At 68.4% G+C, this 18,988-nt stretch carries 18 protein-coding genes; 10 read left to right on the top strand and 8 right to left on the bottom strand.

Going from position 1 to position 18,988, the window contains the following annotated elements; translation table 11 throughout:
- The 9 genes from uvrC (at position 1) to E6C70_RS04110 (ending at position 8,466) form a co-directional block, all read left to right on the top strand.
- The gene (gene uvrC, locus E6C70_RS04150) at positions 1–1,935 is read left to right on the top strand and encodes an excinuclease ABC subunit UvrC (RefSeq protein ID WP_136422514.1); all 1,935 of its coding nucleotides are present in this window, start codon (positions 1–3) and stop codon (positions 1,933–1,935) included.
- A 50-nt stretch (positions 1,936–1,985) separates the two neighbouring features.
- Complete coding sequence (gene rapZ / locus E6C70_RS04145) at positions 1,986–2,858, top strand: RNase adapter RapZ (protein ID WP_136422512.1); 873 nt, start codon at positions 1,986–1,988, stop codon at positions 2,856–2,858.
- A 42-nt stretch (positions 2,859–2,900) separates the two neighbouring features.
- Positions 2,901–3,881, top strand: coding sequence for a DNA-binding protein WhiA (gene whiA / locus E6C70_RS04140; RefSeq protein WP_136422510.1), 981 nt, complete (start codon positions 2,901–2,903; stop codon positions 3,879–3,881).
- Positions 3,882–3,997: 116 nt separating this feature from the next.
- Positions 3,998–4,624 carry a superoxide dismutase gene (locus E6C70_RS04135; RefSeq protein WP_136422508.1) on the top strand — a complete coding sequence of 209 codons (627 nt, stop codon included), beginning with the start codon at positions 3,998–4,000 and terminating at the stop codon, positions 4,622–4,624.
- A gap of 93 nt (positions 4,625–4,717) precedes the next feature.
- The gene (gene gap, locus E6C70_RS04130) at positions 4,718–5,725 is read left to right on the top strand and encodes a type I glyceraldehyde-3-phosphate dehydrogenase (protein ID WP_136422504.1); all 1,008 of its coding nucleotides are present in this window, start codon (positions 4,718–4,720) and stop codon (positions 5,723–5,725) included.
- A gap of 8 nt (positions 5,726–5,733) precedes the next feature.
- On the top strand, positions 5,734–6,948 hold the full coding sequence (locus E6C70_RS04125) for a phosphoglycerate kinase (protein WP_136422502.1): 1,215 nt from the start codon (positions 5,734–5,736) through the stop codon (positions 6,946–6,948).
- Positions 6,939–7,727 carry a triose-phosphate isomerase gene (tpiA, locus tag E6C70_RS04120; protein WP_136422500.1) on the top strand — a complete coding sequence of 263 codons (789 nt, stop codon included), beginning with the start codon at positions 6,939–6,941 and terminating at the stop codon, positions 7,725–7,727. Before E6C70_RS04125 ends, tpiA begins: the two co-directional genes overlap by 10 nt.
- 117 nt (positions 7,728–7,844) lie before the next feature.
- Positions 7,845–8,096 (top strand): preprotein translocase subunit SecG, encoded by a 252-nt coding sequence (gene secG / locus E6C70_RS04115; RefSeq protein ID WP_136422498.1) that lies wholly within the window; start codon positions 7,845–7,847, stop codon positions 8,094–8,096.
- Positions 8,097–8,100: 4 nt separating this feature from the next.
- Positions 8,101–8,466, top strand: a complete 366-nt coding sequence (locus E6C70_RS04110) for an RNA polymerase-binding protein RbpA (protein ID WP_136422495.1) — start codon at positions 8,101–8,103, stop codon at positions 8,464–8,466.
- 51 nt (positions 8,467–8,517) lie between these two features.
- On the opposite strand, the gene E6C70_RS04105 is transcribed toward E6C70_RS04110, so the two are convergent.
- Complete coding sequence (locus E6C70_RS04105; protein WP_136422493.1) at positions 8,518–8,979, bottom strand: Clp protease N-terminal domain-containing protein; 462 nt, start codon at positions 8,977–8,979, stop codon at positions 8,518–8,520.
- Between the two features lie 8 nt (positions 8,980–8,987).
- Positions 8,988–9,188: a helix-turn-helix domain-containing protein gene (locus tag E6C70_RS04100; protein ID WP_136422490.1), complete on the bottom strand. Its 201-nt coding sequence runs from the start codon at positions 9,186–9,188 to the stop codon at positions 8,988–8,990.
- Between the two features lie 85 nt (positions 9,189–9,273).
- On the opposite strand from E6C70_RS04100, the gene E6C70_RS04095 reads away from it, so the two are divergent.
- The gene (locus E6C70_RS04095; RefSeq protein ID WP_136422488.1) at positions 9,274–10,854 is read left to right on the top strand and encodes an FAD-dependent monooxygenase; all 1,581 of its coding nucleotides are present in this window, start codon (positions 9,274–9,276) and stop codon (positions 10,852–10,854) included.
- Here E6C70_RS04095 and pgl read toward each other — a convergent pair.
- The 6 genes from pgl to tkt are packed head-to-tail and all read right to left on the bottom strand — an operon-like array spanning position 10,835 to position 18,964.
- Complete coding sequence (gene pgl, locus E6C70_RS04090; RefSeq protein ID WP_136422486.1) at positions 10,835–11,602, bottom strand: 6-phosphogluconolactonase; 768 nt, start codon at positions 11,600–11,602, stop codon at positions 10,835–10,837. The two genes, E6C70_RS04095 and pgl, sit on opposite strands and share 20 nt — an antisense overlap.
- The gene (locus tag E6C70_RS04085; protein ID WP_136422484.1) at positions 11,599–12,561 is read right to left on the bottom strand and encodes a glucose-6-phosphate dehydrogenase assembly protein OpcA; all 963 of its coding nucleotides are present in this window, start codon (positions 12,559–12,561) and stop codon (positions 11,599–11,601) included. The genes pgl and E6C70_RS04085 overlap by 4 nt, the downstream gene beginning before the upstream one ends.
- Positions 12,558–14,102, bottom strand: a complete 1,545-nt coding sequence (gene zwf / locus E6C70_RS04080) for a glucose-6-phosphate dehydrogenase (protein ID WP_136422481.1) — start codon at positions 14,100–14,102, stop codon at positions 12,558–12,560. The genes E6C70_RS04085 and zwf overlap by 4 nt, the downstream gene beginning before the upstream one ends.
- A gap of 5 nt (positions 14,103–14,107) precedes the next feature.
- Entirely contained in the window at positions 14,108–15,712 is a 1,605-nt protein-coding gene (locus E6C70_RS04075; protein WP_136422479.1) for a glucose-6-phosphate isomerase, read from the bottom strand.
- Positions 15,709–16,833: a transaldolase gene (gene tal, locus E6C70_RS04070; protein ID WP_136422476.1), complete on the bottom strand. Its 1,125-nt coding sequence runs from the start codon at positions 16,831–16,833 to the stop codon at positions 15,709–15,711. The genes E6C70_RS04075 and tal overlap by 4 nt, the downstream gene beginning before the upstream one ends.
- A 37-nt stretch (positions 16,834–16,870) precedes the next feature.
- Positions 16,871–18,964, bottom strand: coding sequence for a transketolase (gene tkt, locus E6C70_RS04065; protein ID WP_136422474.1), 2,094 nt, complete (start codon positions 18,962–18,964; stop codon positions 16,871–16,873).
- Positions 18,965–18,988 lie beyond the last annotated feature (24 nt).

Raw genomic sequence — 18,988 nt, 5'->3', positions numbered from 1 at the left:
ATGGCGAACGTCCTCAGCTATCGTCCGAAGGCGGGGGAGATCCCCACCGAGCCGGGCGTCTACCGGTTCCGCGATGCGACGTCGCGCGTGCTCTACGTGGGCAAGGCGAAGAACCTCCGGGCGCGGCTCAGCAACTACTTCGCCCCCCTGCACACCCTGCACGAGCGAACCCGACGCATGGTGACCACCGCGTCATCGGTGGAGTGGACGGTCGTGGGCAACGAGGTGGAGGCACTCCAGCTCGAGTTCACCTGGATCAAGGAGTTCGACCCGCCGTTCAACGTCATGTTCAAGGACGACAAGTCCTATCCCTACATGGCCATCACGCTCGGCGAGGAGGCGCCGCGCGTTCTCGTGACCCGCAACACGAAGATCCGCGGGGCGCGCTACTTCGGTCCCTACCCCAAGAAATGGGCGGTCGACGAGGTCATCGAGCTGATGATCAAGGCGTTCCCCATCCGCACCTGCAAGGACTCGGACTACAAGCGTGCGATGGCGTCGGGCAAGCCGTGCTTCGCGGGCCAGATCGGCCGGTGCTTCGGTCCGTGCTCCGGCAAGGTCACGGTGGAGGAGCACCATGCGATGGTGTCCCGGTTCGTCGGGTTCATGCAGAACCAGGATCGCCACATGGTGGGCGAGCTCGTGCAGGAGATGAAGGATGCCTCCGCCGCGCAGAACTACGAACTCGCCGCTCGCCGCCGCGACCAGGTCGGCGCCCTCGAGGCCGTACTCGAGAAGAGCGCGGTCGTGCTGCGCGACACCGTGGACATCGACGTGTTCAGCGTGGTGCACGACGAACTCGCCGCCGCCGTGCAGGAGTTCATCGTGCGGGGCGGGCGCATCCGCGGTGTGCGTGGCTGGGTGGTCGACAAGGAGCTCGACATGTCGACGGGAGAGCTGGTCGAGTCGATCCTGCAGACCGTCTACGGCGAGGGGGCGACGCCGCCCCGGGAGGTCGTCGTGCCGGACCTGCCGGAGGATGCCACGGCCATGGAGGAGTGGCTCGGCACGTTGCGCGGCACCAAGGTGCGACTGAACGCGGCGCAACGCGGAGACAAGGCCGCGCTGCTCGAGACGGCGCGCCAGAACGCGGCGCATTCGCTCATGCTCTACAAGACCCGCCGCACCGCCGACTTCACGGCTCGATCGCAGGCGCTCGAGGACATCCAAGAGGCACTGGACATGGCTGAGGCGCCCTTGCGGATGGAGTGCTACGACGTCTCGCACCTCTCGGGAACCAACATCGTCGCGTCGATGGTCGTCTTCGAGGACGGGCTCGCGCGCAAGGACGAGTACCGACGATTCAACGTTCCGGAGTCCAGCGACGACACCGACTCGATCTACCGGGTGCTCACCCGCCGGCTCGCCTACCTGGCGGATGGCGACGACGCGGCGGACGCCGGTGCCGCCGATGCCGGCGAGAGCGCAGCGATGCGCGAACCGGAAGACGACGTGCTCTCCGACGGAACCGTGGAGCCGACCAAGCGCCGTAAGTTCGCCTACCGCCCGAACCTGCTCATCGTCGACGGTGGCCAGCCCCAGGTCGCCGCTGCCGCGCGGGCGCTGCGGGAGTCGGGTGTTCGCGGGATCCAGCTCGCCGGCATCGCCAAGCGACTCGAGGAGATCTGGCTCCCCGACTCGGATTTCCCCGTCATCCTCCCGCGCAACAGCGAGGCGCTGTTCCTGTTCCAGCGCATCCGCGATGAGGCGCACCGCTTCGCGATCACGCATCAGCGCGCCAGGCGCAAGCGGGACATCGCCTCCGTCCTCGGGGAGATCGGCGGCCTCGGCCCGTCGCGTGTCGCCGTGCTGCTCAAGCACTTCGGGTCCGTCGCGCGTCTGCGCCAGGCATCCGTCGCCGAGATCGGCGAGGTCCACGGAATCGGGCCGACCCTGGCCGCCACCATCCACGACCATTTGGCCAGCGAGTCCTGAGGCGGCTCGCTAGGCTGAGGGTTCACCCCCGAGCGAAGGCATGACCGAGAATGGCTGACGCCCCGCAGAACGAGATCCTCATCGTTACCGGCATGTCGGGTGCCGGGAGGTCGACGGTCGCCAATGCGCTCGAGGACCTGGGCTGGTACGTGGTCGACAACCTCCCGCCGCAGATGCTGCGACCGCTCATGGAACTGGCGGAGCGCGCCGCGAGCGGGCTGCCCAAGGTCGCCGCGGTCGTCGACGTGCGCGGTCGCGGGTTCTTCTCCGAGTTGTCCGAGATGGTGGCGTCCATCCGCGGTGGTACCGAGCTGCGGGTGCTCTTCCTAGACGCTTCGGATGCCGCGCTCGTGCGCCGGTTCGAGTCGGTGCGCCGGCCGCACCCTCTGCAGGGCGACGGCACGATCCTCGACGGCATCGCGGCCGAGCGCGAGCGGCTCCTGGACATGCGAGACGCCAGCGACATCGTCGTCGACACCTCGGAGCTCAACATCCACCAGCTCTCGACGACCATCACCGACCTGTTCTCGGCGGAGGACGCGGCGGCGGTCCGGGTCACGATCGTGAGCTTCGGCTTCAAGTACGGGGTGCCGGCCGACGCCGACCACATCGCCGACGCGCGGTTCCTCCCCAACCCGTTCTGGATCCCCGAGCTGCGTGGTCACACGGGGCTCGAGGAGTCCGTGAGAGAATTCGTACTCGGGCAACCCGGCGCCCTCGAGTTCATCGATCGCTATGCCGCCGCCCTCGAACCGGTGCTCACCGGCTACCGCCGCGAGAACAAGCGGCACGCCACCATCGCCATCGGATGCACCGGGGGCAAGCACCGCTCGGTGGCGCTGGCTCGGGAGCTCGCCCAGAGACTGGAACAGTATCCGGGTGTCGGGGTGAGCGTCAGGAACCGCGACCTCGGTCGCGAGTGACCGGCCCCGCCCACCACCCACCGCAACAGAATGGAACATCGATTGGCTCTGACCGCTGACGTCAAAGAGGAGCTCGCGGCTGTCGTGAGCAGCAAGAACAGCGTCAGGGCTGCCGAGCTGGCGACCATCCTGCGGTTCTCCGGCGGCCTGCACACCATCTCAGGACGCATCGCCGTGGAGTCCGAGCTCGACTCGGCCACCGTCGCCCGCCGAGTGCGCAAGGATCTCGCCGAGCTGTACGGCGTGCGCAGCGACGCCTCGGTCGTCGCCGCATCCGGCCTCCGCCGCAACAGTCACTACCTCGTCCGCGTGATCGACGGCGGCGAGACCCTGGCCCGCCAGACGGGCCTGCTCGACGCACGGCGGCGCCCCATCCGCGGGCTCCCCAACCGCCTGACGACGGGTTCACGCGAGGAGGTCGCCGCCGTCTGGCGCGGAGCCTTCCTCGCCCAGGGCACCCTCACGGACCCCGGCCGCTCCGCCGCGCTCGAGGTCACCTGCCCCGGCAACGAGTCGGCCATGGCGCTCGTGGGCGCGGCCGGCCGCCTCGGCGTCGCCGCGAAGGCGCGGGAGGTGCGGGGCGTGCACCGGGTGGTCATCCGTGACGGCGAGGCCATCAGCGCGATGCTCGTCCACATGGGCGCAACCGACACGGTGCGCAACTGGGAGGAGCTGCGTCAGCGTCGCGAGGTGCGGGCGACGGCCAACCGTCTGGTCAACTTCGACGACGCCAACCTGCGTCGGTCCGCCCAGGCCGCGGTCGCTGCCTGCTCGAGGGTCGAGCGCGCCATGGAGATCCTCGCCGATGACATTCCCGAGCATCTGCGTTACGCAGGCGACTTGCGACTGCGGTTCCGTGAGGCGAGCCTCGACGAGCTCGGCCACCACGCCGACCCGCCGATGACCAAGGACGCGGTTGCCGGCCGCATCCGTCGCCTGCTCGCCATGGCCGACAAGAAGGCCATCGATCTCGGCATTCCCGACACCGAGGCGAACCTGCCGACGGATCTCGACCCGCTCTAACGGCCCGCGCGATGTGACGCAAGCCCGCGTCACGGCGCGAACCGCCTCACTAGACTGAGGAGGTCGCCTACGGTCGGCTGCGGCTTGCGCCGGCCCCTGAAGGAGGAAAAGCGCACATGGCTGAATACACGCTCCCGGAACTTCCCTACGACTACTCGGCCCTCGAGCCGTCGATCAGCGGAACGATCATGGAGCTGCATCACTCCAAGCACCACCAGGCCTACGTGACGGGGGCGAACACCGCCCTCAGCCAGCTCGCCGAAGCTCGTGAGAGCGGCAACCTGGCCAACGTCAACAAGCTCGAGAAGGACCTCTCCTTCAACCTCGGCGGCCACGTCAACCACTCCATCTTCTGGACGAACATGTCGCCGGATGGCGGAGACAAGCCCACGGGCGACCTCGCATCCGCCATCGACGACGAGTTCGGCTCCTTCGACGCGTTCCAGGCGCACTTCACCGCGGTCGGCGCCGGCGTGCAGGGCTCCGGATGGGCGGTGCTCGCCTACGACTCGATCGGCCAGCGCCTGATCATCGTGCAGTTCTTCGACCAGCAGGGCAACCTTCCCGCTGGCATCGTTCCGCTGCTCATGCTCGACGTCTGGGAGCACGCCTACTACCTCGACTACAAGAACGTGCGGGCCGATTACATCAAGGCGTTCTGGAATATCGTGAACTGGGCCAACGTCGCCCAGCGCCTGACGACCGCCCGTGAGAAGACCTCGGGGCTGCTGCTACTGTCATAGCGGCGGGCCGCTCTGCGGCCTGGGACGCCGTTGTCCCGTTCTTGTTCACACCCACACACCGCGCTGACGCGCCATTCGCAACAGGAGTCATTCGTGTCCGTAAAGATCGGTATTAACGGATTCGGCCGCATCGGCCGCAACTACTTCCGGGCCGCGCTCGCCAAGGGCAGCGACCTCGAGCTCGTGGCGGTGAACGACCTCACCGACAACAAGACGCTCGCTCACCTGCTCAAGTACGACTCGATCACCGGCCGCCTGGACGCCGAGGTGAGCTACGACGACGAGAACATCATCGTCAACGGCAAGTCCATCCGCGTCTTCGAGGAGCGCGACCCCGCCAACCTCCCGTGGGGAGACCTGGGAGTCGACATCGTCATCGAGTCGACCGGCCGCTTCACCAAGTCGGAGGACGCCCGCAAGCACATCACCGCGGGTGCCAAGAAGGTCATCGTCTCCGCACCCGCATCGGGTTCGGATGTCGCTACCCTCGTGCTCGGTGTGAACGAGGGCACCTACGACGCGGCGACCCACGACATCATCTCCAACGCCTCCTGCACCACCAACTGCCTCGCCCCCCTCGCCAAGGTGTTCAACGACACCTTCGGCATCGAGCGCGGCCTGATGACCACGGTGCACGCGTACACGGCCGACCAGAACCTGCAGGACGGCCCGCACAGCGACCTCCGTCGTGCCCGCGCCGCCGCGCTGAGCATCATCCCGACGTCGACCGGTGCGGCCAAGGCTCTCGGCCTGGTGCTGCCCGAGCTCGTCGGCAAGCTCGACGGCTACGCCCTGCGCGTTCCGGTTCCGACCGGCTCCATCACCGACCTCACGGTGACCGCCTCGCGTCCGGTGACGGTCGAGGAGGTCAACGCCGCGTACAAGGCCGCTTCGGAGGGCCCGCTCAAGGGAATCCTCAAGTACACCGAGGACGAGATCGTCTCGAGCGACATCGAGGGCGACCCGCACTCCTCCATCTTCGACGCCGGCCTCACCAAGGTGATCGGCGACCAGGTGAAGGTCGCCTCGTGGTACGACAACGAGTGGGGCTACTCCAACCGTCTCGTCGACCTCGCCGAGTACGTCGCCGAGCGTCTCTGAGGCGCCGCGTGTCCCTGCGCACCATCGAGGAGCTCGGGCCGCTCGGCGGAACGAGCGTCATCGTCCGCTGCGACCTGAACGTGCCGTTGAAGGACGGCCAGATCACGGATGACGGGCGCATCCGCGCCTCGTTGCCCACTCTTCAGAAGCTGCTCGGCGACGGCGCCAAGGTCATCGTGGTCTCGCACCTCGGCCGGCCCGACGGCGCTCCCGACGATCGGTACAGCCTGAGGCCGGCAGCCGACCGGTTGGGGGAGTTGCTCGGCTCGCCCGTCGCGTTCGCCACCGACACGGTCGGCGACTCCGCCGAGAGCACCGTCGCGGCCCTCGAGGACGGCCAGCTGGCCGTCCTCGAGAACCTGCGGTTCAATCCGGGCGAGACGTCGAAGGACGAGGGTGAGCGACGTGCGTTCGCCGAGAAGCTGGCCGCATTCGGGACGGCGTTCGTCTCGGACGGCTTCGGCGTCGTCCACCGCAAGCAGGCCAGCGTGTACGAATTGGCCCAGTTGCTTCCGAGCGCTGCCGGCCTGCTCATCGCGGCGGAGCTCGACGTGCTGGAGAGACTCACGCGCACGCCCGAGAAGCCGTACGCGGTGGTGCTCGGCGGGTCGAAGGTCAGTGACAAGCTCGGCGTCATCGGACACTTGCTGCCGCGTGTTGACACACTGCTCATCGGCGGCGGCATGCTGTTCACCTTCCTCGCGGCGCAGGGTCACAAGGTCGGTTCGAGCCTGCTGGAGGCCGATCAGATCGACACCGTGAAGGGCTACCTCACCGACGCCGAGCAACGCGGAGTCAACATCGTCCTGCCGACCGACGTCGTGGTGGCGTCCAAGTTCGGGGCGGATGCCGAGCACGTGGTGCGTCCGGCCGACTCCATCGAGGACTCGCCGTTCGGTGCATCCGGTCTCGGCCTCGACATCGGTCCCGACACCGCCGCAGCATTCGCCGACGTCATCCGCGACTCGAAGACGGTGTTCTGGAACGGGCCGATGGGCGTGTTCGAGCTGGCCCCATTCGCGGCGGGAACCAAGGCGGTCGCGCAGGCGCTCACCGAGGTCGACGGCCTCAGCGTCGTCGGCGGCGGCGACTCGGCTGCCGCCATCCGTGCCCTCGGCTTCCGCGACGATCAGTTCGGCCATGTGTCGACCGGCGGCGGCGCCAGCCTCGAGTTCCTCGAGGGCAAGCATCTTCCCGGCCTGGAGGTCCTCGGATGGCAGTGACGCGAACCCCGCTCATAGCGGGCAACTGGAAGCTCAACCTCGATCACCTGCAGGCGATTGCGTTCGTGCAGAAGCTGGCGTGGAGCCTAGGCGACGCCAAGCACGACTTCGCGGCGGCCGAGGTGGCGGTGTTCCCGCCGTTCACCGACCTGCGGAGCGTTCAGACGCTCGTGAGCAGCGACAAGCTGCCCATCGCCTTCGGTGCGCAAGACCTGTCGGAGCACGATTCCGGCGCATACACCGGCGAGATCTCAGGTGCCTTCCTGGCCAAGCTCGAATGCAGCTACGTCATCATCGGACACTCCGAACGGCGCACTCTGCACAACGAGACGGATGAGGTGGTCGGCGCGAAGGTGCAGGCGGCCCTCCGGCACAACCTCGTGCCGATCATCTGCGTCGGCGAGACCGCGGACGACCTGGAGAAGCACGGTCCGAGCGCCGTTCCGGTCGCGCAGCTGCGAGCTGCGTTGGCAGGCGTGACCGGCGCAGCCGATGTCGTGGTGGCCTACGAGCCGGTCTGGGCGATCGGCTCGGGCCAGGCAGCGACGCCCGAGCAGGCCGAGCAGGTCGCTGCAGCGCTCCGCACGGTTCTCGTGGAGACCCTCGGCGAGGACGTTGCGGCGAAGACCCGCATCCTCTACGGGGGTTCCGTCAAGGCGGCCAACATCGCCGGGTTCATGCGCGAACCGAACGTGGATGGCGCCCTCGTGGGCGGTGCCAGCCTCGACCTGGACGAGTTCGCCAGCATCGTCCGCTTCCCGCAGCACGTCGGTCTCTGACCTGCGCCACGACGGGCCCGGGTCGACTCCCGGGCCTGTCGAGGCCGCCGCCCGTCAGCCGGTTATACTTGCTTGTGGTCGCGGCGCCCTCGCGCGCTGATAGCTGAAAGGTTTTCCGTGGAGATTCTCCAGGTTGTTCTGCAGGTGCTGCTCGGGCTCACGAGCCTCCTGCTCACCCTCCTCATCCTCTTGCACAAGGGGCGCGGTGGCGGTCTCTCCGACATGTTCGGCGGTGGCGTCACCTCCAACCTCGGTGCCTCCGGTGTCGCGGAGCGCAACCTCAATCGCATCACGGTGATTCTCGCGCTCGTCTGGATCGCGTGCATCGTGGTGCTGGGCCTCATCACCAAGTTCGAGACGGGAGCCTGATCGCATGGCATCAGGAAGCAGCGCCATCCGGGGTTCGCGCGTCGGAGCAGGCCCGATGGGCGAGCAGGACCGCGGGTTCCACGCCGACCGGGTTGCCGTGTCGTACTGGGACGCTCTCGGCAACGAGACCGTCCGCTACTTCGCCGCGAACCTGCCCGAGGAGGAGATCCCCGAGACGATCGATTCCCCGCAGTCGGGTCTGCCGGCCGGTCGCGACAAGGACAACCCGCCGCTCGTGGCCAAGATGGAGCCGTACAAGACCCACCTGGCCTATGTCAAGGAGCGGCGAACCGAGCAGGAGGCGGAGCAGTTGCTCGACGAGGCGCTGCAGCAGTTGCGCGAACGTCGCGGCACCGCATCCGCCGAATAACGGCACTTTCACGAAGACCCTCGTCCTGTTCGGGCGAGGGTCTTCGTCGTCTCAGCCGAGTTGCTCTCGAATCGCCGCGCGGTCGCATCCGAGGACGTCCAGCAGGGCGGCGGCCGGGTCGGGTGGGGTGCAGTCCAGCAGCGACAGGATGATGTTGTCGCTGTGGATCCGCCTGCGTCCGCGGGCGGCGACCGCGTAGCGCAGACTCCGCTGCAGCACCGCGCGGGACGCCGAGGTGAGCGGGAGCCGTCGCGCGGTCGTTTGCCGCAGGCTCACCGGGGGAGCGGTGGCGCGGATGCCGATGCTTCCGAGGGCCTCGACATCCAGGCGGTCGAATGCCGCCGAGGCACTGTCGAAGTCAGTACCGAGCGCGGCAATCGCCTCGGGTTCCGCCGTGGCGAGGACGCCGAGGAGCAGGTGGTCCGTGCCGATACGGCGATCGCCGCGTCGGATCGCCTCATCAGCGGCGGCGGTCACGGCCCGCCGGACGTCCGAGGGGTAGGTCTCGTGCATGTCTGTCCTCACTTCCCGTACTTCGTGTGCACGGATTGCCGGGAGACGCCGAGGGCGTCGCCGATCTGCTCCCACGACCAACCGTCGGCACGTGCTGCGTCGACCGCTGCCACCTCGATGCGCTCCGCCAGCCGGTGGAGCGCGCCGACGGCGCGGAGTCGGATTGCCGGGTCAGCGGCGCTGAGCTGCGCGTCGAGGTCGATCGTCATGCTGTCAGTCTAGATTGACAGCGCGCCATGTGTCAATCTACACTGACAGCCGAGTCGCCGTCGGTGACGTGGGAAGGGGATCATCATGGACGCGGACGTCATCATCTCGGGAGCAGGACCGAACGGCCTCCTCCTCGCATGCGAGCTCGCCCTCGGGGGAGCTCGCGCGCTCGTCGTCGAGCGGCTGGACGGGCGAACAACGGCGCAGCGAGCCAATGGCCTGGTCGGCCAGGTGTTGCAGTGCCTCGACCAGCGCGGACTCTACGAACCCCTGGCCGGTTCCGCGGGCCCGGCGCCGTCCGCGCCCTTCTTCCAGTTCGGCGGGATCCCGCTCGACCTGCGTGACGTCGACGTTCCCCTCACCCTGATGATGGTGCCGCAGACCCGGATCGAGGAGGTGCTGGAGGCGCGAGCGCGGGAACTCGGCGTCGAGATCCGGCGCGGCGTCGAGGTGCTGGGCTTCCGGCAGACGAGCTCGCCGCAGTCGTCGGACGGTTCGATCGACGTAGAGGTGAGCGGCCCGGCGGGCACCACGACCCTTACGGGTGCGTACGTCGTCGGCGCGGACGGAGGACGCAGCTTCGTGCGCAAGCACGCCGGCATCGACTTCGACGGGGTCACGAGCGACGAATTCGTCTCGCGGTCGGCGCACGTCGGCATCTCAGACGACGCGCGTGATTCCGCGACGGGCGGCATCCGTCTGGGGAAGAGCACTGTCGCGCCCTTCCGGCACAATCGATTCCCGACCGGGGTGGTAGCCATCATGCCGCTCGGTGCGCCCGGCCGCATGCTCGTCTCCGTCATGGAGTGGAACGGCGCCAGCGTGACCGAGAACGACTCGGCCGAGCCCGTGGAGGAAGAGCTCGAGGCAGCGTTCGAGCGCGTCACCGGACACCCGCTGCCGGTTGCTGCCGATGCCATCGGCCGAAACGAGAACATGCGCCGGGTGATCGGAGTGAACTCGCGTCAGGCCAGTCGCTACCGCGATGGACGAGTGCTGCTGCTCGGCGATGCCGCGCATGTCCACTCGGCAGTGGGCGGTCCCGGGCTCAATCTCGGCCTGCAGGACGCGCTCAACCTCGGCTGGAAACTCGCAGCGGTGGTCAGCGGGGCCGCCCCCGTCGACCTGCTGGACAGCTATGAGAGCGAGCGGATGCCCGCGAGCGCGCGCGTCCTGATGCACACGCGGGCGCAGATGGCTCTCATGGCGCCAGGTCCCGGCGTGGACGCCCAGCGCGAGTTGCTGGCCGAGTTGCTCGGCGACGTCGCGGCGCGCGCTCGCCTTGCGGGCATGCTGTCGGGAGCCGACGTCCGGTACGAGATGGGGGGAGCCGACCCGTCGAACTCGTACGTCGGCCACCTCGCGCCGGAGCTGACCGTCAGTGGCGACGGCGCACACACGCGGCTGGTCGAGGTGCTGCGACGTGCCAAGCCGGTCCTGGTGTCAGGCCCGGGGGTCGACGACGGCATCACGGGATTGGACGTGCCCGACACGATCATCCGAGTCGACGCTCCCGAACTCGGCGACACGGCGCTGTTCATCCGCCCGGACGGTTACGTCGCGTGGGCACTCGATGGGGTCGCCGATGCCCAAGCGGTTGACGGCCTTCGATCGGCGATCGAGCGCTGGAGCCCGGCTCCTGCGTTCAGTAGCTCGGCGCGATGAGCCCCTCGGGCACCTCCGCCGCGGCCTCCGCATCCACGAAGAAGACGGTGCGCTTGCGGCCCTTGATGCCGGCGACGGGAACCTCATCGCGCGAGGCCCCGGCGAGGGCGAGGCCCAGCGCGGATGCCTTATCGGCGCCCGCGAGCACCAACCAGATGCGCTCGGACGCGTTCAACGCGGGGCGGGTGAGGCTGAGTCGCTCGGGCGGCGGCTTGGGCGAGTTGCGGACGGGGATGACGGCGCAGTCGTCGATGCTGATGCCCGAGCGGTGCGGGAACAGCGAAGCGATGTGGCCGTCGGGTCCGACCCCCAGGAAGGTGATGTCGAAGCGGGGCATGCCGCTCTCGTCGCCGTGCGCGGCCAGCTCCGCCTCGTAACGCGAAGCGGCCGCATCCAGCTCGATGCCGTCATTCGTCGCCGGAAAGGGGTGCACGTTCTCCGGCGGGACGGCGATGTGGTCGAGCAGTGCGTCCCGTGCCTGCTTCTCGTTGCGCTCGTCGTCATCGCGGGGCAGCCACCGCTCATCGCCCCACCAGAAGCTCACACGCGACCAGTCGATGCTGTCGCGAGCCGGGCTCGCGTTGACCGCGGCGAGAACGGCCGTGCCGACGCGACCTCCTGTGAGGACGATCGTGGCGCTTCCCAGGTCGTCGAGGATGTCCACGGTCTTGGTGATGAAGCGAGCGGCGACGGATGCGGCGAGCTCCTCGGTGCTGGCGTGCACGAGGACGCGTCTGTCACTGGTCATGCGAGGGCTCCCGTGGTGATCGGCTCCGGTGCGTCGAGGCCGGCGAGCCCCGCGGTGATGACTTCACCGTACAGCTCGTCGGGGTCGAGCCGGCGCAGCTCGTCGGCCAGGCAGTCCCGCAGGCTGCGGCGCTGGAGGGCGACCTCGTGCGGAGGCTGACCCGGCTGCGTGAGCGTGGCGATTCCCGAGCTCATGCGCACCAGGTCGATCGAGTCGTCGCCGCGGAAGAGCCGGACGCCCTGAATGCCCTGAGGGTGCGCGTCGTCGGTGAGGGCGTACTGCGTCGGCGCCTGGAGGGCCAGGTGCAGCCACGCCGCGAGCAGGGTGGTCGACGGCGAGTCGAGAGAGCCGGACACCTCGACCCGGGTGATGTTCTCGAACGGCGGCTGGTCGAGCACGGCGGCGAGTTGGGCGCGCCACAGCGTCACGCGGGTCCAGGCGAAGTCGGCGTCGCCCGGCGTGTAGGTGCGCGCGCAGCTGACGAGCGCCTGCTGCGGGTCAGCGGCCCGGGCGGAGGCGTCGGTGATGCGCCGCTGTGCGATGCGGCCCAGCGGCGAGGATCCCGGCACGTCGGGCGCCGACCCCGGCCACCAGACCACGACGGGCGCATCGGGCAGGAGGAGGCCCATGACGAGGCTCTGCTCGTCGCTGGCGACCTCGCCGTGCGGTCGCAGCATGATGACCTCGCTGGCGCCGGCGTCACCGCCGACACGGATCTCGGCGTCGAGGCGCGGCTCGGCATCCGTCTCAGCCGCATCCGTGACGAGCACGATGACGCGCATGGGATGCTCGCGGGACGCCTCGTTCGCCGCCTCGATGGCCTCCTCGGCCGTCGCCTCCTCGGAGGCGATGATGAGGGTGAGCACGCGACCGAGGGCGACCGCGCCGCCCTCCTCGCGCAGCTTCACGAGCGACTTGGAGATGCCGCTCGTCGTCGTGTCGGGAAGGTCGACGATCATGGGCGTCTCCAGGTTCTGCCGTCGCGGGCGAGCAACTCATCGGCTGATGTCGGACCCCACGAACCGGGGCTGTACTGGTCGAGCGGGCCACCCGCCTTCTCCCAGTACTCCTCGATGGGGTCGAGGATCTTCCACGACAGCTCCACCTCCTCGTGCCGGGGGAACAACGGCGGCTCGCCGAGCAGCACGTCGAGGATGAGGCGCTCGTAGGCCTCGGGGCTCGCTTCGGTGAAGGCGTGACCGTAGCCGAAGTCCATCGTCACGTCGCGCACCTGCATGCCGGCACCCGGGACCTTGGACCCGAACCGGATGGTGACGCCCTCATCGGGCTGCACACGGATGACAAGCGCGTTCTGGCCGAGCTGGGCGGTCTGGCTGTTCGCGAACAGCTGCTGCGGTGCGCGCTTGAACACCACCGCGATCTCGGTGACGCGGCGTCCGAGTCGCTTGCCCGCGCGGAGGTAGAAGGGCACTCCGGCCCACCGGCGGGTGCCGATCTCGAGCTTGACGGCCGCGTAGGTCTCCGTCGTCGATTCGGGGCTCATGCCGTCCTCCTCGAGGAAGCCGAGCACCTTCTCGCCGCCCTGCCACCCTCCTGCGTACTGGCCGCGAGCCGTCACGGTGGACAGGTCCTCCGGCAGTCGGACGGCCGCCAGGATCTTCTCCTTCTCGGCGCGCAGATCGGAGGCCTTGAACGAGATGGGCTCCTCCATGGCCGTGAGCGCGAGCAACTGCAGGAGGTGGTTCTGGATGACGTCGCGCGCCGCGCCGATGCCGTCGTAGTAGCCGGCACGTCCACCGACGCCGATGTCCTCGGCCATGGTGATCTGCACGTGGTCGACGTAGTTGGTGTTCCAGATCGGTTCGTAGAGCTGGTTCGCGAAGCGCAGTGCGAGGATGTTCTGCACCGTCTCCTTGCCCAGGTAGTGGTCGATGCGGAACACCGAGTCCTGGGGGAAGACGCTGCCGACGACCTCGTTGAGCTCACGCGCGGATTTCAGGTCGTGCCCGAACGGCTTCTCGATCACCACGCGCCGCCACTGGCCGGGAGTGTCCTGCGCGAGGCCGGAGCGGCGCAGCTGCTCCGTCACCTCGGGGAACGCCTTAGGCGGGATGGACAGGTAGAACGCGTGGTTGCCCATGGTTCCGCGCTCACGATCGAGCTCCTCGAGCGTCGTCTTGAGGTTCTCGAACGCCTCGTCATCGTCGAAGCTCCCCGAGACGAAGCGGATGCCCTGGCTCAGCTGCTCCCAGACCTCCTCGCGGAACTCGGTACGGGCGTACTGCTTGACCGAGTCGTGGACGATCGTGGCGAAGTCCTGGTCCTCCCAGTCGCGCCGGGCGAAGCCCACGAGTCCGAAGCCCGGGGGCAGCAGGCCGCGGTTGGCCAGGTCGTAGACGGCCGGCATGAGCTTCTTGCGCGAGAGATCGCCGGTGACGCCGAAGATGATCAGCGCACTCGGGCCGGCGATGCGGTTGAGTCGGTAGTCGGCGGGCGACCGGAGCGGATTGTGAGTGGGGGTGACGTCTGAAGGATTCATGTGCTCTATCGGATCGCGTCGAACAGCGCCGCCGTGTCGGCCGACGCATCCGTCAGGTTGAGGCGCAGCACCGGGCGTCCATGGTCGGCCAGGACGCTCGCGTCGCCGCTCGCCTGAGCCTGGATCAGCTGGCCGAAGGTGAACGGACGATCGGGGATGTCCAGGTCGGTCGTCGCGTTCTCCGTGATCTGCAGGAACACCCCCACCGCGGGACCGCCCTTGTGGAACTGTCCCGTGGAGTGAAGGAAACGCGGGCCCCAGCCGAAGGTGACCGGCCTGCCGGAACGCTTGGCGAGGATGTCACGCAGCTCGGCCAGCCGCGGAAGGGCGATGCGGTCGACGTAGGCCTGGATCGCAAGGTAGCCGCCTGCAGGCAGCTCCTCGACGAGCACCTCGATCGCCGACGCGAGGTCGCTGGAGGCGCCGATGACGTCGGCGGTGCCGCGCACCTCGATGCCCACGCTGACGAACGCGGCCGGCTCGGGGGAGGGGGTGGCATCGAGCAGCCCGCGGGTGGCTGCCTTGGCCGACTCGACGTCGGGCTGGTCGAAGGGGTTGATGCCGAGCAGCCGTCCCGCGACGGCGGTGGCGTATTCCCAGGTCAGGAATTGGGCGCCGAGCGTTCCGCTGATGCGGATCTCGTTAGCCTTTCCATGCGGGAACACGTGTTCTCCGGCGTCGTCGACCAGTCTGACGAGCAGGAAGTCGGACAGGTCCTCCGTGAGCTCGGGAGCGTCGTGATCGATGACGACGGGAAGGATGCCCTTGCCGAGCTTGCCGGTGGACTCGGCCACGAGCTGCTCCACCCAGTCGCCGAGCCCGACGATGTGCGTGCCGTCCGCGAGGAGGCCGAGCTTGTCGCGCAGCGGCGCCGTCCCGGCGATGGCGGCCCCGAGGATGAGGCCCGGGTTGTCGTCCTCGTCGATGGCGAGCTGGAGTGCGATGGTCTCGGCCTCATCCAGCAGTTCGTCGAGGTCGACCCCGGCGAGACCGCTCGGCACCAGGCCGAAGGCGGTGAGCGCCGAGTAGCGGCCACCGACGGTGGGGTCGGCGTTGAAGACGCGATAGCCGTCGGCGCGAGCGGCCTCGTCCAGAGGCGATCCCGGGTCGGTGACCACGACGATGCGGGTGAGCGGATCGATGCCCGCCTCCCGGAATGCTCGTTCGAAGACTCGCTTCTGGCTGTCGGTCTCCACCGTCGAGCCCGACTTCGACGACACGACGAGCGCGGTCTCCGCCAGGCGATCTCCGAGCGCGTCGAGCACCTGGCCGGGCGCGGTGCTGTCCAGCACGGTCAGGTCGACACCGGTCGTCCGCGTGATGACCTCTGGGGCGAGAGAGGATCCGCCCATCCCGGCGAGGGCGATGTGCCGCACCCCCGCCGCGTGGAGCTCTTCGCGCAGGGCGGTGATCTCGGCCACGAGCGGCCGGGAGCCGGCAACGGACTCCGTCCAGCCGAGCCGATGGGCGGCCTCGTCCTCGGCGTCCGTCCCCCACAGCGCAGGGTCCAGGGCGGTGATGCCGGATGCGACGAGGTCGGAGACCAGCGCCGGGAGGTGCGTGCGAACCGCTTCAGCCGCGGCGCCCGTCACCGAGATGCTGATGCTCACTTGGCCGCATCCAAGGCGGTGCGCACCGTCTCGAGCAGTTCGTTCCACGACACCACGAACTTGTCCACGCCTTCCTTCTCGAGCAGGGCGGTGACGTCGTCATAGGAGATCCCGACCTTCTCGAGGTCGTCGAGCGTCCGTGCTGCGGACGCGTAGGCCACCGTGACGGTGTCGCCCTCGACGACCCCGTGGTCGAACGTGGCGTCCATCGTCTTCTCGGGCATGGTGTTCACGACACCGGGGGCGACGAGATTGGTCACGTAGAGCGTGTCGGGGTAGGCGGGGTCCTTGACGCCCGTCGATGCCCACAGCGGACGCTGCTTGTTCGCGCCGGCGGCGATGAGCGCCTGCGCCCGTTCGGAGGCGAACTCCTGCTCGTAGAGCTCGTACGCCAACTGCGCGTTGGCGACGCCCGCCTTGCCCTTGAGCGCCTTCGCCTCGTCGGTGCCGATCGCGTCGAGACGCTTGTCGATCTCGCTGTCGACACGGGAGACGAAGAAGGAGGCCACCGACTCGATGGTGGAGAGGTCGATGCCGGCCGCCTGGGCCTTCTCGAGCCCGGCGAGGTAGGCGTGGATCACCTCGCGGTGACGGTCGAGGCTGAAGATGAGCGTGACGTTCACGCTGATTCCGGATCCGATCACCTCGGTGATGGCGTCGAGCCCCTCGATCGTCGCCGGGATCTTGATCATCGCGTTGGGACGGTCGACCTTCTCCCACAGCCGCTTCGCGTCGATGATGGTCTGGTCGGAGTCGTGCGCGACAGCGGGCCCCACCTCGATCGAGACCCGACCGTCGACGTGGCCGGTGGCCTCGTAGACCGGGGCGAAGATCTCGGCGGCGCGAGCCACGTCATCCGTCGTGATCTCGAAGACCGCGTCATCGACGGATGCGCCATGCGCGGCCAGCTCGCGCACCTGGGCGTCGTAGGCCTCGCCGTTGGCCAGCGCGGCCGCGAAGATGGTCGGGTTGGTGGTCACGCCCACCACGTTGCGCTCGACGATGAGCTTCTGCAGCCCCCCGGAGGTGATGCGCTCGCGCGACAGGTCGTCGAGCCAGATGCTCACACCGGCGGCGGACAACTCCGCGAGCGGTGATGTGGTGGTGTTGGTCTCAGTCATCTCTTCGTCTTCTCTCAGTACGCGTCGTGATCGTGGTTCAGGCCGACGCGATGGTCTCTCGGACGGCCTCGACGACGTGGTCGGTCGTGATGCCGAACTTCTCGAACAGGGTCTTCCAGTCGGCGGATGCGCCGAAGTGCTCGATGGACACGCTGCGACCGCGATCGCCGACGTAGCGCACCCAGGTGAGGCTGGTGCCCGCCTCGACCGACACGCGGGCGGTGACGGCCTTCGGTAGCACGCTCTCGCGGTACTCGGCGCTCTGCTCCTCGAACCACTCGAGGCTGGGAGCCGAGACCACGCGCACGTTGACGCCCTCTCCGGAGAGGCGGTCGCGCGCCTGCAGGGCGAGCTGCACCTCGGATCCGGTGGCGATGACGATGACGTCGGGCTCGCCGTTCTGGGCCTCCGCGAGGATGTAGGCGCCCTTGCCGACGTGCTTCGCCGAGGCCAAGGTGTCGCCGGATGCCTCGCCGTCTCCACGCTCGAAGACGGGGATGTTCTGCCGCGTCAGCGCGATGCCGGCCGGTCCCTTGCGACGGCTGAGCAGCTCCAGCCAGGCATAGGAGACCTCGTTGGCGTCGCCAGGACGGATCACGGTGAAGTCGGGGATCGCGCGCAAGGTCGCGAGCTGCTCGACGGGCTGATGCGTCGGTCCGTCCTCGCCGAGGGCCACGGAGTCGTGCGTCCAGACCAGGATGGTCGGAGCCTTCATCAGTGCCGCGAGGCGCAGCGACGGCCGCTGGTAATCGCTGAAGATGAGGAAGGTGCCGCCGTAGGGTCGCGTGTTGCCGTGCAGCACGATGCCGTTCAGGATGGCGGCCATCGCGTGCTCCCGGATGCCGAAATGCAGCACCCGGCCGTACGGGTTGCCGGTCCACTCGTGGGTCGAGCGCTCCTGCGGAACAAAGGATGCGGCATCCGTGATCGTCGTCAGGTTCGACTCGGCCAAGTCGGCCGATCCTCCCCAGAATTCAGGCATCAGGGGGGCGATGGCGTTGATCACCTTGCCGGATGCGGCCCTGGTGGACACCTCGGTTCCGGACTCGAAGACCGGAAGCGCCTCCTCCATGCCCTCCGGCGCTTCGCCCGTGAGCACGCGGTCGAGCAGCTTCTTGCGCTCCGGGTTGGCCTCGGCCCAGACGTCGAAGCTCTTGGTCCACTCGGCGTGCTGGGCCTGACCGCGCTCGACGGCCTCGCGGGTGTGCTCGAGCACGGCGGGGTCGACGTCGAAGGTCTTCTCGGGGTCGAACCCGAGCACCTCCTTGACGGCGGCTAGCTCCTCGGCGCCGAGCGCGGAGCCGTGGATCTTGCCGGAGTTCTGCTTCTTCGGGCTCGGCCAGCCGATGATCGTCTTGAGGATGATGATCGACGGCTTGTCGGTGACGGCCTTCGCCGCCTCGATCGCATCGTAGAGCTCCTGGACATCCTCGACGTACTCGCCGGTCTTCTTCCAGTCGACCGTCTGCACGTGCCAGTGGTAGGCCTCGTAGCGCTTGGCCACGTCCTCCGTGAACGCGATATCGGTGTCGTCCTCGATGGAGATCTGGTTGGAGTCGTAGATGAGGACGAGGTTGCCGAGTTCCTGGTGCCCCGCGAGGGACGACGCCTCGCTCGTGATGCCCTCTTCGAGGTCGCCGTCGCTGGCGATGACGAAGATGTGGTGGTCGAAGGGCGATGTGCCTTCAGCGGCATCCGGGTCGAACAGTCCGCGCTCGAAACGCTGCGCGTACGCCATGCCGACAGCCGACGAAAGCCCCTGGCCGAGCGGCCCCGTGGTGATCTCCACGCCGTCGGTGTGCCCGTACTCCGGGTGGCCCGGGGTCTTCGACCCCCAGGTGCGCAGTTCCTTGAGGTCCTGGAGTTCGAGGCCGTAGCCGCCCAGGTAGAACTGCGTGTACTGCGTCAGCGAGCTGTGGCCGGCCGACAGCACGAAGCGGTCGCGCCCGATCCACTCCGCGTCCGATGGATCGCGGCGCATCACGCGCTGGAACAGCAGGTAGGCGGCCGGGGCCAGGCTCATGGCCGTTCCGGGGTGGCCGTTGCCCACCTTCTCGACAGCATCGGCGGCGAGGATTCTGGCGGTGTCCACCGCTTTCTCGTCGATGGGTTCCCATTGCAGATCTGCCACGTGAAACTGACCCTTTCGGATGCC

The organism is Orlajensenia flava, from assembly GCF_004801905.1.
Taxonomy (GTDB): Bacteria; Actinomycetota; Actinomycetes; order Actinomycetales; family Microbacteriaceae; genus Orlajensenia; species Orlajensenia flava.
The sequence above is the reverse complement of the archived record's forward strand: the minus strand, read 5'-3'. Positions and strand labels throughout refer to the sequence as shown.

Bases quoted from the DNA above. Each gene is read 5' to 3' on its own strand.
- E6C70_RS04110 (WP_136422495.1), top strand. From the start codon at position 8,101: ATGGCATCAGGAAGCAGCGCCATCCGGGGTTCGCGCGTCGGAGCAGGC.
- pgl (WP_136422486.1), bottom strand. From the start codon at position 11,602: ATGACCAGTGACAGACGCGTCCTCGTGCACGCCAGCACCGAGGAGCTC.
- E6C70_RS04135 (WP_136422508.1), top strand. From the start codon at position 3,998: ATGGCTGAATACACGCTCCCGGAACTTCCCTACGACTACTCGGCCCTC.
- zwf (WP_136422481.1), bottom strand. From the start codon at position 14,102: ATGAATCCTTCAGACGTCACCCCCACTCACAATCCGCTCCGGTCGCCC.
- tal (WP_136422476.1), bottom strand. From the start codon at position 16,833: ATGACTGAGACCAACACCACCACATCACCGCTCGCGGAGTTGTCCGCC.
- tpiA (WP_136422500.1), top strand. From the start codon at position 6,939: ATGGCAGTGACGCGAACCCCGCTCATAGCGGGCAACTGGAAGCTCAAC.
- uvrC (WP_136422514.1), top strand. From the start codon at position 1: ATGGCGAACGTCCTCAGCTATCGTCCGAAGGCGGGGGAGATCCCCACC.
- E6C70_RS04095 (WP_136422488.1), top strand. From the start codon at position 9,274: ATGGACGCGGACGTCATCATCTCGGGAGCAGGACCGAACGGCCTCCTC.
- E6C70_RS04105 (WP_136422493.1), bottom strand. From the start codon at position 8,979: ATGCACGAGACCTACCCCTCGGACGTCCGGCGGGCCGTGACCGCCGCC.
- E6C70_RS04085 (WP_136422484.1), bottom strand. From the start codon at position 12,561: ATGATCGTCGACCTTCCCGACACGACGACGAGCGGCATCTCCAAGTCG.
- E6C70_RS04100 (WP_136422490.1), bottom strand. From the start codon at position 9,188: ATGACGATCGACCTCGACGCGCAGCTCAGCGCCGCTGACCCGGCAATC.
- rapZ (WP_136422512.1), top strand. From the start codon at position 1,986: ATGGCTGACGCCCCGCAGAACGAGATCCTCATCGTTACCGGCATGTCG.